The organism is Brenneria nigrifluens DSM 30175 = ATCC 13028 (genome assembly GCF_005484965.1).
GTDB classification, from domain to species: Bacteria; Pseudomonadota; Gammaproteobacteria; order Enterobacterales; family Enterobacteriaceae; genus Brenneria; species Brenneria nigrifluens.
Genome location: NZ_CP034036.1, coordinates 76,879 through 91,757, shown reverse-complemented (window position 1 = coordinate 91,757; position 14,879 = coordinate 76,879). Strand labels below are relative to the sequence as shown.

Annotated in this window: 12 protein-coding genes and 1 riboswitch; of the genes, 7 read left to right on the top strand and 5 right to left on the bottom strand. The window is 62.8% G+C overall.

What is annotated here, in order from left to right; genetic code table 11:
* Positions 1-42 precede the first annotated feature (42 nt).
* The 3 genes from hydA to EH206_RS00390 all read right to left on the bottom strand — a co-directional run bounded on the left by hydA (position 43) and on the right by EH206_RS00390 (position 4,441).
* Entirely contained in the window at positions 43-1,497 is a 1,455-nt protein-coding gene (gene hydA / locus EH206_RS00400) for a dihydropyrimidinase (protein WP_232216558.1), read from the bottom strand.
* Positions 1,498-1,731: 234 nt separating this feature from the next.
* Positions 1,732-3,045 (bottom strand): NAD-dependent dihydropyrimidine dehydrogenase subunit PreA, encoded by a 1,314-nt coding sequence (preA, locus tag EH206_RS00395; protein WP_009110862.1) that lies wholly within the window; start codon positions 3,043-3,045, stop codon positions 1,732-1,734.
* A complete protein-coding gene (locus EH206_RS00390; RefSeq protein WP_009110861.1) occupies positions 3,038-4,441 on the bottom strand; it encodes an NAD(P)-dependent oxidoreductase in 1,404 nt (467 codons plus the stop codon). Before EH206_RS00390 ends, preA begins: the two co-directional genes overlap by 8 nt.
* Positions 4,442-4,583: 142 nt before the next feature.
* On the opposite strand from EH206_RS00390, the gene EH206_RS22985 reads away from it, so the two are divergent.
* Positions 4,584-4,739, top strand: a complete 156-nt coding sequence (locus tag EH206_RS22985) for a hypothetical protein (RefSeq protein ID WP_156803269.1) — start codon at positions 4,584-4,586, stop codon at positions 4,737-4,739.
* Positions 4,740-4,755: 16 nt separating this feature from the next.
* Here the strand turns inward: EH206_RS22985 and EH206_RS00385 are convergent, their stop codons facing one another.
* On the bottom strand, positions 4,756-5,400 hold the full coding sequence (locus EH206_RS00385) for a TetR/AcrR family transcriptional regulator (RefSeq protein ID WP_009110860.1): 645 nt from the start codon (positions 5,398-5,400) through the stop codon (positions 4,756-4,758).
* A 318-nt stretch (positions 5,401-5,718) separates the two neighbouring features.
* Positions 5,719-5,819, top strand: a riboswitch (guanidine-I (ykkC/yxkD leader).
* Positions 5,820-5,885: 66 nt separating this feature from the next.
* Between EH206_RS00385 and EH206_RS00380 the strand changes: the two genes are divergently transcribed.
* The 6 genes from EH206_RS00380 (at position 5,886) to uca (ending at position 13,700) form a co-directional block, all read left to right on the top strand.
* Positions 5,886-6,932, top strand: a complete 1,047-nt coding sequence (locus EH206_RS00380; RefSeq protein ID WP_009110859.1) for a putative urea ABC transporter substrate-binding protein — start codon at positions 5,886-5,888, stop codon at positions 6,930-6,932.
* Positions 6,933-6,950: 18 nt separating this feature from the next.
* The gene (locus EH206_RS00375) at positions 6,951-7,766 is read left to right on the top strand and encodes an ABC transporter permease (protein WP_009110858.1); all 816 of its coding nucleotides are present in this window, start codon (positions 6,951-6,953) and stop codon (positions 7,764-7,766) included.
* Positions 7,763-8,557, top strand: a complete 795-nt coding sequence (locus EH206_RS00370) for an ATP-binding cassette domain-containing protein (protein WP_009110857.1) — start codon at positions 7,763-7,765, stop codon at positions 8,555-8,557. The genes EH206_RS00375 and EH206_RS00370 overlap by 4 nt, the downstream gene beginning before the upstream one ends.
* Positions 8,558-8,568: 11 nt before the next feature.
* Entirely contained in the window at positions 8,569-9,297 is a 729-nt protein-coding gene (locus EH206_RS00365; RefSeq protein ID WP_009110856.1) for an urea amidolyase associated protein UAAP1, read from the top strand.
* An 11-nt stretch (positions 9,298-9,308) separates the two neighbouring features.
* Positions 9,309-9,944, top strand: a complete 636-nt coding sequence (locus EH206_RS00360; RefSeq protein WP_009110855.1) for an urea amidolyase associated protein UAAP2 — start codon at positions 9,309-9,311, stop codon at positions 9,942-9,944.
* Positions 9,945-10,100: 156 nt separating this feature from the next.
* Entirely contained in the window at positions 10,101-13,700 is a 3,600-nt protein-coding gene (uca, locus tag EH206_RS00355) for an urea carboxylase (RefSeq protein WP_009110854.1), read from the top strand.
* A 128-nt stretch (positions 13,701-13,828) separates the two neighbouring features.
* Here uca and EH206_RS00350 read toward each other — a convergent pair whose 3' ends face one another.
* A complete protein-coding gene (locus EH206_RS00350) occupies positions 13,829-14,842 on the bottom strand; it encodes an ABC transporter substrate-binding protein (protein ID WP_009110853.1) in 1,014 nt (337 codons plus the stop codon).
* Between the last annotated feature and the right edge of the window lie 37 nt (positions 14,843-14,879).

Genomic DNA, 14,879 nt, shown 5'->3' with positions numbered 1-14,879 from the left:
CCTCATGGGTGGACGTCACCGTCTTGCTGTCGGGTAGGTTCTTTAACGCGCCACGGCTTGCGGCGCCAGCAGGCTTTGCCGCAGGGCGCCGGCGCTGAAATCCGCGCTGAATGCCGGGCGTTTGATATAGCGCCCCGCCCCTTGCCGGGCGCGCAGATCGCCGTCGGCCCACACCAGTTTCCCCTGGCTGACCGTATATCGTGGAATGCCGCGCACCGTGCGGCCTTCAAAGACGTTGAAATCATTTTTCGAGTGATGCGTTTTGGCGGACAGGGTTTTACTGCCCTGGGGATCCCACACCACCAGATCGGCGTCGGCCCCTACCGTAACCCGGCCTTTGCGGGGGTAGATATTGAACAGGCGGGCGGTATTGGCGGAGGTAATGGCGACGAACTCGCTGGGCGTCAGGCGTCCGCTATTGACGCCGGCGTCCCAGATAACCGCCAGACGCTCCTCCACGCCGCCGCAGCCGTTGGGAATTTTGGTGAAGTTATCGCTGCCCGCGGCTTTCTGGCTGGTGCAGAAGGTACAGTGGTCGGTGGCGGTGGTGTGCAACTGGCCGGACTGTAATCCGCGCCACAGCGCCTCCTGATGGCCTTTGGGACGAAACGGCGGACTCATCACATGGGCGGCGGCTTTATTGAAATCCGCATCGCGGTACACGCTGTCGTCCACCACCAGGTGACCGGCCAGCACTTCACCGTAAACCCGCTGGCCGCGCGCCCGGGCGCGGGCGATGGCCTGCGCCGACTCGCTACAGGAAACGTGAACCACATAAATGGGCACGCCCAGCACGTTGGCGATGGAAATCGCCCGGCTGGCCGCTTCCCCTTCCACTTCCGGCGGACGCGACAGCGGATGCCCCTCCGGCCCGGTGATGCCGCGCTTCATCATCTCCTGCTGTAGCAAAAAGACCATTTCGCCGTTTTCGGCGTGGACGGTCGGCATCGCCCCCAGCTCCAGCGAGCGGCGGAAGCTGTTCATCAGCGTCTCGTCGTCGCACATGATGGCATTCTTATAGGCCATAAAGTGCTTGAAGCTGTTGACGCCCTCTTCCCGCACCAGCGTGCCCATATCCCGGTGCACGCTCTCATCCCACCAGGTAATGGCGACGTGGAAACTGTAGTCGGACGCCGCCTTTTCCGCCCAGCCGCGCCAGTTGCGATAAGCCTCCATCAGCGGCTGCTGCGGATTGGGGATAACGAAATCGATAATGGTGGTGGTGCCGCCCGCCAGCCCCGCCGCCGTTCCGCTGTAGAAATCATCCACCGTGACCGTTCCCATAAAGGGGAAATTCATATGGGTATGCGGGTCGATGCCGCCCGGCATTACGTACTGCCCACCGGCGTCGATCACCTCGGTTCCGGCCGGCGCGTCGCGGGCGGCATCTTCGCCCACCGCCACGATAACGCCGTCGGCGCAGAGCACGTCGGCGCGAAATTCCCGATCGGCATTGACCACCGTACCGCCTTTGATTAACAGGTTATGACTCATCATGTTCCCCTCGTTATTGCTGGCTAATAAAGTTAGGCGCGGTGCCGCTAATGCCCCCTCCCGGCCTCCCCCTTGCCAGGGGGAGGAGCTAACTCCCTCCCCTGCGAAGGGCCGGGGTGGGGTGAAACACTACTCAGGCGATGCCTGCCGCCACCCCCTCCCGGCCTCCCCCTTGTCAAGGGGGAGGAGCCAACTCCCTCCCCTGCAAAGGGGAGGGTCGGGGTGGGGTAGGCCGACTCAGACGGTTCCGGCCGTTACCGCCAGCGGATTATTCGGGTGCGTCGTCCAGTTGGCGTACTCCCCGCTCACCACCTTGCCGGTACGCAAATCCACTTCTCCCGGTTGCAGGCTGCGCATGGAAATGCAGTTTTCAACCGGACAGATGGAGACGCACAGGTTGCAGCCGACGCACTCCTCTTCCTTGACCTCGTAATGGCGTTCGCCCTCTTTCAGACTGGTGATCGCCTGGTGCGAGGTATCCTCACAGGCCAGGTGACAGCGCCCGCATTTAATGCACGCCGACTGGTCAATCACCGCCTTGTCGATATGATTAAGGTTGAGATAACGCCAGTCGCTGACGCTGCCGACGGCGCGCCCGCGGAAGTCCTCCAGCGTGCGGTAGCCCTGCTCATCCATAAAGTTGGACAGGCCGCTCACCATGTCGCGCACAATCTGAAAACCGTGCACCATTACCGCGGTGCACACCTGCACCGTGCCGCAGCCCAGCGCAATAAACTCTGCCGCATCGCGCCAGGTGGCGATGCCGCCGATGCCGGACATCGGCAACGCGCGCGTCGGTTCGTCGCGCGCGATTTCCGCCACCATATTCAGCGCGATAGGCTTCACCGCCGGGCCGCAGTAGCCGCCGTGCGACCCTTTGCCGCCGGTATTGGGGTGGATGGTCATCCGTTCCAGATCCACCCCCATCACCGAGTTGATGGTGTTGATCAGCGATACCGCGTCGGCGCCGCCCTGCAATGCCGCCCGCGCCGGTTGGCGAATATCGGCGATATTCGGCGTCAGTTTGACGATCGTCGGCAGGCGGGAATACTGCTTGCACCAGCGGGTGACCATGGCGATGTATTCCGGCACCTGACCCACCGCCGCCCCCATGCCCCGCTCGCTCATGCCGTGCGGACAGCCGAAGTTCAGTTCGATGCCGTCCGCCCCGGTCTGTTCCACCAGCGGCAGAATGCTTTTCCAGGCCTCCTCCTCGCAGGGCACCATAATGGAGACGATCATCGCCCGGTCCGGCCAGTTGCGCTTGACGCGGGCGATCTCTTCCAGATTGGTATCCAGCGACCGGTCGGTAATCAGCTCGATATTATTCAGGCCGATGATGCGGCGATCGGCGGTGCGCAGGGTGCTGTAGCGCGGGCCGTTGACGTTCACCACGTGCGGATCCTGCCCCAGGGTTTTCCACACTACCCCGCCCCAGCCGGCCTCAAACGCCCGCACCACGTTGTACTCTTTGTCCGTCGGCGGGGCGGAAGCCAGCCAGAAAGGATTGGGGCTTTTAATCCCTAAAAAGTTACTGCTGATATCAGCCATGCAACACCTCCCGCTCGTTCAGTGAAGAGTGACGGGCAACGGGGCGCAGCTGCGCGTCTATCGACGCCGCCGCCGCTTTGCCCTGCCGTACCGCGTCCACCGTCAGGTCCAGCCCACCGGCGCAGCAGTCGCCCCCGGCCCATACGCCGGGCACCGACGTGCGCCCCTGCTCGTCGGTGGCGATACGCCCGTCTTGCAGCGCAATCGCGGCGCCGGTCAGGCCGGCGTCATAGGTCTGGCCGATGGCTTTGAGCACCATATCGGCCGGCAGCCGGAACGTTTCCCCGCTGGCGACCAGCGCCCCCGACCGCGCCTGCATAACCATAAAAGAAACCGCCGCGACGCGGCCGTCCGCGGCGTGGAGCGCCTGAGGGGCCGCCCAGTGACGGATAACTACGCCATTGGCTTTCGCCCACTCCTGTTCGTGGGGCGAGGCTTTCATCTCCGCGGCGCCGCGGCGATACGCCATGGTGACTTCACGGGCGCCCAGCTTTTTGGCCTGCACCGCGGCGTCGACGGCGGTCATGCCGCCGCCAATCACCACCACGCTGCGGCCTATCGCCACCGCGGCGGGATGGGGCGCCTGGCGCAGCTCGGCGATAAAATCGACCGCCTCGCGCACGCCTTCCAGCGGCGCCTCTTCAATACCCAACGCGTTGACGCCGCCCAGCCCCATGGCGAGGAAAACCGCGTCATAATCGGCGCGCAGCGCATCCAGCGTGATGTCTTGTCCCAGACGGTGGTTAAGACGCAGTTCGATGCCGCCGATGGACAGCAGCCAGGCAATTTCGCGCTGGGCGAAATCATCCGTGGTCTTGTAGGCGGCCAGACCATACTCATTCAGCCCGCCCGGTTTTTCCCGGGCGTCGAACACCACGACGTGATGACCGTGACACGCCAGCCGGTGCGCCGCCGTTAATCCCGCCGGGCCCGCGCCCACCACCGCCACTTTTTTGCCGCTGGAGGTCGCCCGGCTAAACAGCGGCGTTCCCGGATTGGAGAGATAGGCGTCGGTGGCGTAACGTTGCAGCAGACCGATGCGTACCGGCCTGCCGTCCTGCTGATTACGCACGCAGGCCTGTTCGCACAGGGTTTCGGTGGGACACACCCTGGCGCACATGCCGCCCAGCACGTTTTCGCTCAGAATGGCCTGCGCCGCGCCGCGTACGTTGTCCTGCGCGATGCGATGAATAAAGCTCGGCACGTCGATATCCGCCGGGCAGGAACGGGTACAGGGCGCGTCGTAGCAGTAGTAGCAACGTTCCGCCTCAATCACCGCCTGAATTTTGCCCAGCGGCGCCACGCTGTCGCTAAAGTTGTCCGCGTACTGCGCCTCGCTTAAGCGCCCGGCCTGAATACCCGCGGCATCGACGCCGAGCGGTGGTGACGTTTTCATGCGGCATGCTCCTCTGGCTGGTTCCAAAAATCTTGACCAAATGGTTAAGTTTTCCCTTCTAACCATGCGATTTATGTGCCATTTTTTTGCCGGCCATCAATTGCGCTAAAAACAAGGCGTTAATCGGCCATAAGCTTTCACGATGGCGGATTTTGCGCCTCTTTTCGGTGCAAGTGTCTCCAAGATGAACGATGATTGCGCCAATATCGGGCTTGAGGGCGAAGAGAGGAAGAAGAAAGCAGGCAGAGGGAAAATAAGCGCCGGGAAACGTTTTTCAGCGTCTCCGGCGGCGGCGTGATGACGGCTGAACGCCGCTATCTATCCGTAAGGCCGCACATTCTAAATACGCTGGTCAGCACATGGGCGACGGCCCGCTGCCGCGCATCCGGCGCGCGGGACTCCTCGCCGAGCACCGCGGCGATCTGGATATCAAAATCCGCATAGGTCTGGGTGATCGCCCAGATAGAGAAAAAGAAGTGTTTGCTGTCCAGCGGCAGCAGCAGCCCCTGCGCGACCCAGCCATCCACCACCGCGGCCTTGCCGGCGACCAAATCATGCAGCTGCGTTTGCAATAGCTCATGCACCATCGGCGCGCCCTGCAGGATCTCATTGGCGAACAGCTTCGAGGCATAGGGGCGCTCAAAAGCCAGCACCATCTTTTGCCGCACATACTGCTCAATCACCGCGCGCGGATCGGCCTGCGGCAGGAAATGCTCCAACGGCGCCAGCCAGTCATGCAAAATGTCATCCAGCACGCGTAAATAGAGGTTCCGCTTGTTGCCGAAATAGTAGTGAAGATTGGCTTTGGGCAAATCCGCCTGCTCGGCGATCAAGGCCATGGTGGCGCCCTTAAAGCCAAACCGGGCGAACACATGCTCCGCCGCCAGCAGGATCGCCGCTTCATTATCCAGCCGGATACGGCCTTTTGCCGCTTCATCGGTCAGCGCTTGTTTTAACATCGGCAGTTTCCCTCCCAGGGTTCACCCACAACCTTACCCGATTTATCAGGTGCAAGACACGCGCCAGGATCGCTAAAAAGAAGCGCGCCTGCGACAACCTTTACCCCGCCCTTCTTCCCGAGCCGGCGCAAGAGACGATCATACGGGGAGAAATTGCCCTCTTTTCGGGCAGACGGCGATTTAAGCGCACTCTTTTAGGGTCTTTTTAGCAGGAGGAAGGACTTAACTCTTTGTTTTTGTTTTATTTATAAACTGGTATATATCTTGCTTAAACCAGTAAACAGGGCAGCACAGTACTAACACGTCTGAGCGCACTAAATAATGGCTGGCTAGGGTTCCGGTTCACCGCGGGTGAATGACTGGTCCGAGAGCCGGCGACCTCCAGCGAGGTTACACGGCGGGATAAAAGCCCGGGAGACAGCAAACCTAAAACCCCTAGGTATTTTGCTGCTCCTGCACCCGTAAACCTGACTGGAGATACCCTGATGAGAAAGTCTTTCCTTACCGCCTGCTTCCTGACCCTGCTGAGCTTTTCCGCCGCCGCCGAAACGAAAAAGAGCTTTAACGTCTGCTGGACGATTTATGCGGGCTGGATGCCGTGGGGCTATATCAGCACCGAAGGTATTATCGATAAGTGGGCCAAAAAATACGGTATTGATATCAAAGTCACCCAGCTTAATGACTACGTGGAGTCGATCAACCAGTATACCGCCGGCCAGTTCGACGGCTGCGCCATGACCAATATGGATGCGCTGACCATGCCCGCGGCGGGCGGGGTCGATACCACCGCCCTGCTCGCCGGCAGCTTTTCCGACGGCAATGACGGCATCGTCATAAAGGGCGAAAACAAGACGCTGTCCGATCTGAAAGGGCTGAATATCAATCTGCCCGAACTCTCCGTTTCTCACTATTTGCTGGTGCGCGGGCTGGAGAAGGCCGGGCTGGCGGAAAAAGATCTCAAAGTGGTGAATACCTCCGACGCCGATATCGTCGCCGCGTTCAACACCGGCAGCGTGCAGGCCGCCGGCGCCTGGAACCCGCAGCTTTCCGTCATCAAAGCCGTTCCCAGCGTCACCGAAGTGTTCAGCTCCAGCCAGATCCCCGGCGAAATCATCGATCTGCTGGTCGTCAATACCCAAACGCTTAACGACAACCCGGCGCTGGGCAAGGCCCTGACCGGCGCCTGGTTTGAAATCATGGCGCTGATGCAAGCGGGGGATAACGCCGCGCTTGAGGCCATGGCGCGCGCTTCAGGAACCGATCTGCCGGGCTACCAGGCCCAGCTCAAAACCACCCATTTATTCCATGCCCCCGCTGACGCCGTACGGTTCGTCACCAGCGCCGACCTGCCGAAAACCATGCGGCGGGTAGCGGATTTTTCCTATGAAAAAGGGCTGCTCGGCGAGGGCGCGCGCAGCGCCGACGCGGTGGGGATGGCCTTCCCCGGCGGGGCGATTATCGGCGACGAAAACAACGTGAAGCTGCGCTTTGACGCCACCTTTGCCCAGATGGCCGCCGCAGGGCAACTCTAACCACCGCGGGGAATGGCCATGCGTTTAATCAATCGTCATCCGGGTCTCGGCGGACGGCTGCTGCTTATGCTGCTGCCGTTTGCGCTGCTGATCGCCCTCTATTTCACCAGTTCGGCCGTCCGGCTGGCGGACAACCCCAGCGACAAGCTGCTGCCCAGCGCCGCGCAGATGGTCGAGGCGATAGAACGCGTCGCCTTTACCGCCGACAGGCGCAGCGGCGAATATCTGCTGTGGGCGGACACCGCGGCCAGCCTGAGCCGGCTGGCGATCGGACTGGGCGTCGCCTCGCTGGCGGGGCTGTGCCTCGGCATCGCCGCCGGGGTATTCCCGCTGTTCAGGGCGCCGCTGTCCCCGCTGATGACCGTGCTGTCGATGATCCCGCCGCTGGCGATACTGCCGATTCTGTTTATCGTTTTCGGCCTGGATGAGCTGTCGAAAGTGATGCTGATCGTTATCGGCATCACGCCGGTACTGGCGCGCGATCTCGAACAGCGCGCCCGCGAAATCCCCCCCGAACTGCTGATCAAGGCGCAAACGCTGGGCGCCAATAGCTGGACGCTGGTGCTCAGGGTGGTGCTGCCCCAGTTGCTGTCGCGTCTGCTGGTTTCACTGCGCCTGATGCTGGGCTCCGCCTGGCTGTTCCTGATCTCCGCCGAGGCCATTTCGGCCACCGCGGGCCTGGGTTATCGGATATTCCTGGTGCGCCGCTATATGGCCATGGACGTGATCCTGCCTTACGTGGTGTGGATCACGCTGCTGGCCTGGCTGATGGACTACGCCTTAAGACGTCTCAACCGATACTTTTTCCCCTGGTCCGCGGGGGACAAAGGATGAGTTTTATTCAAATCAACAATATCTGGCAGGAGTACGGCGACCATGTGGTGCTGGAACGCCTGAACCTCTCCATCGAGGAAGGGGAATTCTGCACCATGGTGGGCGCATCCGGGTGCGGCAAGTCGACGTTTCTGCGCTTGCTGCTGGGGCAGGAAAAACCGAGCAGGGGCAGCCTGCTGCTGGAAGGCAGGCCGCTGGCGGATGAACCCGACGCCAGCCGGGGCGTGGTGTTTCAGCGTTACTCGGTCTTCCCGCACCTGAACGTGCTGGACAACGTGGTCATCGGCCCGGAGCTGCTGCATACCCGCGTCATCGGCCGCTTCTTCGGACGCCGCAAGCGCCGGGCCAGGGAAGAGGCGACGCATCTGCTGCAGCGGGTAGGGCTGGGACAGGCGCTGGATAAATACCCCGGCCAGCTGTCCGGCGGTATGCAACAGCGCCTGGCCATTGCGCAGGCGTTCATCATGCGTCCGCGCATTCTGCTGCTGGATGAACCGTTCGGCGCGCTCGACCCCGGCATTCGCAAAGATATGCACCAGCTGCTGCTGGCGCTGTGGCAGGAAACCCGCCTCACCGCCTTTATGGTCACCCACGATCTGTCGGAAGGTTTCAATCTCGGCACCCGGCTGCTGGTGTTCGACAAGGTTCGGCTCGACCCTCAGGCGCCGAACGCCTACGGCGCGCGTGTGACCTACGACATTCCCCTGAACGCCGATCGCCTTGCCGCGCGCCGCGCGCTTGCCACGCTGCCGCCGCACATCATCCCGGCTCCGGCGACCGATCACCTATAAGGATTTTAGCCATGACCGACCCATTGATTTTACAGTCTGCTTTATATGAAGAAATCGTTCCCGGCGGCGGACACGCCTCGTTTGTCCTGCGCCGCGGCCAACTGCTGCGCATCACGGATATCGAGGGCGACGCCAACGTCAGCCTGATGCTGCTGAATGCGGCCCAGCCCAGCGAGCGGCTTAATCTGCCCGACACCCTGAAAGGCCAGCACACGGCAAAACTCACCGTCGGCCACTGTCTCTATTCGGATATGGGCCGGGTGCTGGCCGCCGTCACCGCCGACACCTGCGGCTGGCACGACAGCTTCGGCGGGGCGCTCAACGCACGGGAAGTCGAGGAGAAATACGGTCCGGGACGTTATCAGGAACAGCGCAACGCCTTCCATCGCAACGGCGTGGATAACCTGCTGGTGGAGATGGGTAAGTGGAACCTGAATCTGCAAGACCTGCTGATGGTCGTCAACCTGTTCAGCAAGGTGACGGTGGATGAAAGCGGCGGCTTCCACTTCCAGCCGGGTAATGCCAAGGCCGGGGATTACGTCGAACTCTACGCGCCGATGGATACGCTGGTGATACTCACCGCGCTCCAGCACCCCATGGACCCCAATCCGCGCTATTCCCCCAAGCCCGTGCGACTAAATTGGCTGCGGCCAAACGGCGACGGCATCACCGAACTTTGCCGGCATTCGCGCGCGGAAAACGCCCGCGCCCTGCATAACACTGAACGCCAATACCTGTGAGGGATAATACGATGAGCTTAACCACCAGTCACCTTCAGCCGGAACAGGCGCTGTCGCGTCATGTGATCCCGGCGGGCGAACCCTATCTGTTTGAAGTTAAAACAGGCCAAACGCTGCGCCTGCTCGATCTGGAAGGCAACCAGGCCGTCGATACGCTGTTTTACCGCGCCGCCGACCCGCGGGAGCGCTACGATCCCCAGCGCACGCTGCGCCGTCAGAACAACGCCTATCTGACCACCGGCAGCGTACTCTATTCCAATCTCGGCAACCCGCTGCTGACCATCGTCGCCGACACCTGCGGCCGGCACGATACGCTCGGCGGCGCCTGCGCGCAGGAGAGCAATACCGTGCGTTATGCGCTGGATAAACGCTATATGCACAGCTGCCGCGACAACTTCCTGTGCGCCTGCCTGCACGACGGCCGTCTGGATAAGAGAGACATCGGCGCCAACATCAACTTTTTCATGAATGTCCCGGTCACGCCCGAGGGGGGACTGACCTTTGAAGACGGCATCTCGGCGCCGGGAAAGTACGTCGAACTGCGGGCGGAGACGGACGTCATCGTACTGATCTCCAATTGCCCGCAGCTCAATAACCCCTGCAACGGCTGGAACCCCACCCCGGCGGAGGTGCTGATATGGTCGTGACGAGGCGAAAATCAACCGCCCGGCGACGCGGACCAGGCAACGCGATAACCGCCACGGCGCGCCACGGAGCCTGATGCCTCGGCATCCGCGCCGCGGACGACCCTGGCGCAGAACAGCAGAAGCAGGACGACCTGCCCATTTCCGAGAGCGTTTCACATGTTTGAAAACGTATTGATTGCCAATCGCGGCGCCATCGCCTGCCGTATTTTACGCACCCTGCGCGACCTGAACGTGCCGGGCGTGGTGGTCTATTCAGAAGCCGACGCCGCCAGTCTGCATGTCCGGCAGGCGGACGTCGCGGTCAGCCTGGGAGACGGCCCCGCGGCGCAAACCTATCTGATGGTGGATAAGATCCTCGACGCGGCCAGAAAAACCGGGGCCGACGCCATTCACCCCGGCTACGGTTTCCTGTCGGAAAACGCCGCCTTCGCCGAAGCCTGTGAAGCCGCCGGGATCGCCTTTATCGGCCCCACGCCGCAACAGCTGCGCGTATTCGGCCTTAAACATACCGCCCGCGCGCTGGCGAAGGCTCAGCGCATTCCCCTGCTGGAGGGGTCGGCGTTGCTGGAGGATGCGGACGCCGCGCTGGCGGCGGCAAGCGCCATTGGCTACCCGGTGATGCTGAAAAGCACCGCGGGCGGCGGCGGCATCGGCATGCGCGTATGCTGGCGCGCCGACGAGCTGTCGGAGGCTTTCGACAGCGTTCGCCGTCTGGGGCAGAACAATTTCAGCGATGCCGGGGTATTCGTCGAAAAGTATATCGAACGCGCCCGTCACCTGGAGGTACAGATTTTCGGCGACGGCGGCGGAGAGGTGCTGGCGCTGGGCGTACGCGACTGTTCGGTACAGCGGCGTAACCAGAAGGTGCTGGAAGAAACGCCCGCGCCGAACCTGCCGGCCGGGATGGATAAAGCGCTGTGCGACGCGGCGGTCAAGCTGGCCTGTGCGGTCGACTACCGCAGCGCGGGTACGGTCGAGTTCATCTACGACGGCCAGGACGAACGCTTTTATTTTCTTGAGGTCAATACCCGCCTGCAGGTTGAACACGGCGTCACCGAACAGGTATGGGGCGTGGATTTGGTGCGCTGGATGCTGCAACTGGCCGCGGGGGAACTGCCGCCGCTGGCCGAGCTGGCGCGGAGCCTGGCGCCGCAGGGCCATGCGATTCAGGCCCGGCTGTACGCCGAAGATCCGGGGCGCAACTTTCAGCCCAGCCCTGGGCTGCTGACGGCGGTCGACTTCCCTCACGCCGAGGGTAAATCGCTGCGCATCGATACCTGGGTCGAAGCGGGATGTGAGATCCCGCCCTATTTCGACCCGATGATAGCCAAACTGATCGCCTGGGCCCCCGACCGGCAAGAGGCCTTAACCGCCCTCGATCGGGCGCTGGCCGATACGGCGCTCTACGGGGTGGAAACCAACCGCGAGTATCTGCGCCAGATCCTGAGGGATACGCCATTCGCCAGCGGACGGCCCTGGACCCGCTGTCTGGAAACGCTGGTTTATCAGGCCAGTACGTTCGAGGTGTTGGCCGCCGGCACGCAAACCACGGTGCAGGATTATCCCGGACGTATCGGTTACTGGGCCGTGGGGGTTCCGCCCTCCGGGCCGATGGATAGCCGCTCGCTCTGTCTGGGAAACCGCCTGCTGGGCAACGACGCGGGCATGGCGGCGCTGGAAGTGACCATGAGCGGCCCCACCCTGCGCTTCAATACCGCAGCCGTCGCCGCGGTGACCGGGGCCGAACTGCCGATACAGCTGGACGGACGGCCGCAGCCGATGAACGCCGCCTTCACCATCCCGGCGGGCGCCACCCTGCGGCTGGGCACGATTACCGGGGCGGGCGCACGCAGCTATCTGTGCCTGCGGGGCGGCATTCAGGCGCCCGATTATTTAGGCAGTAAAAGCACCTTTACGCTGGGACAGTTCGGCGGCCATGCCGGCCGCGCGCTGCGCGCGGGCGACGTGCTGCATCTGCCCGCGCTGCGCGACGACGCCGGCGGCGCGCGGCTGCCCGACGACCTGATCGCCACGCTGCCCGCGGTGCGCGAAATGCGGGTCATTTATGGCCCGCACGGCGCCCCCGAGTATTTCACCCCCGGCTATATCGACCGGTTTTTCGCCACCGAGTGGCAAGTCCACTTCAACTCCAGCCGCACCGGCGTGCGCCTGATCGGCCCGAAACCGGAATGGGCGCGGGAGAGCGGCGGCGAGGCGGGACTGCATCCCTCCAATATCCATGACAATCCTTACGCCGTCGGCGCCGTGGATTTCACCGGGGATATGCCGGTGATCCTCGGCCCGGACGGTCCGAGCCTGGGCGGATTCGTCTGTCCGGTCACCGTCATCGAGGCCGACCTGTGGCAACTCGGCCAGCTCAAGGCCGGCGACAAGGTGCGCTTTACCCCGGTCAGCATTGAAACGGCGCGGGCGCTGGCCGTGGCGCGCAAAACGGAATATGCCGAATTGCGGGCGCAGGCGTTGGAGTGGCGACCGCATCCGCTGCAATCCCCGGTGGTGCTCGACTGCGGACAGGGCGACCGGCGGCTGGCGGCCCGCCTCAGCGGCGATACCTATCTGCTGCTGGAGCTGGGCGAAGCGGAGTTGGATCTGGCGTTGCGCCTGCGCGGCCACGTGCTGATGCAAATGCTGCAGGCGGACGACATTGACGGCATTATCGATATCACCCCGGGGATCCGTTCGCTGCAAATCCACTATCGCCCGGAAACGCTGCCGCTACCGCAGCTGCTGCGCAGGGTGGCCGACCTGTGGCAAAAGGTCGCTGAAAAACAGGATTTGCGCGTCCCTTCGCGTATCCTGTACCTGCCGCTCTCCTGGGATGACCCCGCCTGCCAGTTGGCGATCGAGAAATACATGACCACGGTGCGCAAGGACGCGCCGTGGTGCCCGAGCAATCTGGAGTTTATCCGTCGCATCAACGACCTGAACGATCTGGACGAGGTCCACCGCCTGGTGTTCGCCGCCAGCTATCTGGTGATGGGGCTGGGCGACGTCTATCTGGGCGCGCCCGTCGCCACACCGCTCGATCCGCGCCATCGTCTGGTCACCACCAAATACAATCCGGCGCGCACCTGGACGGCGGAAAACTCGGTGGGTATCGGCGGGGCCTATATGTGCGTGTACGGCATGGAAGGACCCGGCGGCTATCAGTTTGTCGGCCGCACCCTGCAAATGTGGAACCGCTACCGGGACGTGGCGGCGTTCGACGGCAAGCCCTGGCTGCTGCGCTTCTTCGATCAGATCCGTTTCTATCCGGTCTCCGCCGACGAGCTGCTGCAAATTCGCCGCGACTTCCCGCTGGGACGCTATCCGCTGCGCATTGAACACGGCGAGCTGGCGCTGGCCGACTATCAGGCATTTCTCGAACGGGAGGCGGACGGCATCGCCGCGTTTCGCCGGCGGCAGCGAGCGGCGTTCAACGCCGAGCGGCTGCGCTGGGCCGACGCCGATCGGGCGCCTCTCGACGGCGAAGCCGAACACGCGGAAGCGCCGGAAAGCGCCCCCCTGCTGCCCGGCCAATATGGCGTCGAAAGCCCGATCGCCGGCAACCTATGGCAGGTGGCGGTGGCGGTGGGCGCTCAGGTCGCGCCGGGCGACACGCTGGTGGTGCTGGAATCCATGAAGATGGAAATCCCGCTCGCCGCCCCCTGCGCGGGGGTGGTGCGCGAAGTGCGGGTACGGCCGGGATCGCCCGTCAGCGCCGGACAGTGCGTCATTGTTATTGAAGAAGAGTGAGGAAAATACCATGCAACCGACTTTCGATCTGCGCCTGGATACGCTGCGGGACGCCTACCGGCGACACCCGCTGACAGCGGGCAGACGGCCCGTAAACCGCGGATTTACGGGCCGCGCGCAACAAGCGGTTAGTGCGCCGCGGCGTCCCAGACCGCGTGGGTCATGGCGCCGTCGCCGGGGTCTTTTTTGATCACCGACGCGCCGCCGCCGCTCAGCAGCACCTCCACCGTACGCCGATAGGCCGCCGGTTCCAGATAGCCGATTTTCGGCGTGCCGGCATTGGTAATCAGCTTGGCGACGTTCTCCATCTGCCGTTGCTGTACCTCTAACGTCGCCGAGCCGGACATATCCTCATTCACCACGATCTCCGCCGCTTCGGCCGGGTTCTTCACCGCGTCGTTCCAGCCCCGATAGGTGGCTTTCAGGAATTTCGCCATTTTGGCGACGAACGCCGGATCCTTCAGGCTCGATTCCAGCACATAGAGGCCGTCCTCCAGGGTGGAGACGCCCTGATCCTCATAGGGGAAGGAGATCAGTTCGTCCGGCTTCATTCCCGCGTCGATCAGCTGCCAGTATTCGTTGTAGTTCATGGTGGAAATGCAGGCCGCCTGATTCTGTAGCAGCGGATCGACGTTAAAGCCCTGCTTCAGCACCTTGATATCCTTATCCGGCTGATAGCCCAGCTTGTGCATCCAGTTGAAGAAGGGGTACTCGTTGCCGCCGAACCACACCCCCAGTGTTTTGCCCTTTAAGTCCGTCGGGGTTTTAATCCCCGTCGATTTGCGGCAGGTCAGCATCATGCCGGAACGGTCGAAGATCTGGGCGATATTCACCAGCGGCACCCCGGACTCGCGCGCCGCCAGCGCATCCGGCATCCAGTTGACGATTACGTCCGCCGATTTGCCGGCGATAACCTGCACCGGGGAGATATCGGTGCCGCCGGGTTTGATGGTGACGTCCAGCCCCGCCTCCTGGTAATAGCCTTTCGCCTGCGCCACGTAGTAGCCGGCGAACTGGGACTGCGGCAGCCATTTAAGCTGCAGGGTGACCTTCTCGGCGGCCCGGACGCCGGTGGTCAGGGAAAGCGCCAGCGTGGCGGCGGCCACGATAAGACAGGAGCGAAAAGCGGAACGATCTCTCATCTGAGTATCCTCGGAGTAAAGTGGAACACACAACGAC

Bases quoted from the DNA above. Each gene is read 5' to 3' on its own strand.
- hydA (WP_232216558.1), bottom strand. From the start codon at position 1,497: ATGATGAGTCATAACCTGTTAATCAAAGGCGGTACGGTGGTCAATGCC.
- preA (WP_009110862.1), bottom strand. From the start codon at position 3,045: ATGGCTGATATCAGCAGTAACTTTTTAGGGATTAAAAGCCCCAATCCT.
- EH206_RS00390 (WP_009110861.1), bottom strand. From the start codon at position 4,441: ATGAAAACGTCACCACCGCTCGGCGTCGATGCCGCGGGTATTCAGGCC.
- EH206_RS22985 (WP_156803269.1), top strand. From the start codon at position 4,584: ATGGCGGATTTTGCGCCTCTTTTCGGTGCAAGTGTCTCCAAGATGAAC.
- EH206_RS00385 (WP_009110860.1), bottom strand. From the start codon at position 5,400: ATGTTAAAACAAGCGCTGACCGATGAAGCGGCAAAAGGCCGTATCCGG.
- EH206_RS00380 (WP_009110859.1), top strand. From the start codon at position 5,886: ATGAGAAAGTCTTTCCTTACCGCCTGCTTCCTGACCCTGCTGAGCTTT.
- EH206_RS00375 (WP_009110858.1), top strand. From the start codon at position 6,951: ATGCGTTTAATCAATCGTCATCCGGGTCTCGGCGGACGGCTGCTGCTT.
- EH206_RS00370 (WP_009110857.1), top strand. From the start codon at position 7,763: ATGAGTTTTATTCAAATCAACAATATCTGGCAGGAGTACGGCGACCAT.
- EH206_RS00365 (WP_009110856.1), top strand. From the start codon at position 8,569: ATGACCGACCCATTGATTTTACAGTCTGCTTTATATGAAGAAATCGTT.
- EH206_RS00360 (WP_009110855.1), top strand. From the start codon at position 9,309: ATGAGCTTAACCACCAGTCACCTTCAGCCGGAACAGGCGCTGTCGCGT.
- uca (WP_009110854.1), top strand. From the start codon at position 10,101: ATGTTTGAAAACGTATTGATTGCCAATCGCGGCGCCATCGCCTGCCGT.
- EH206_RS00350 (WP_009110853.1), bottom strand. From the start codon at position 14,842: ATGAGAGATCGTTCCGCTTTTCGCTCCTGTCTTATCGTGGCCGCCGCC.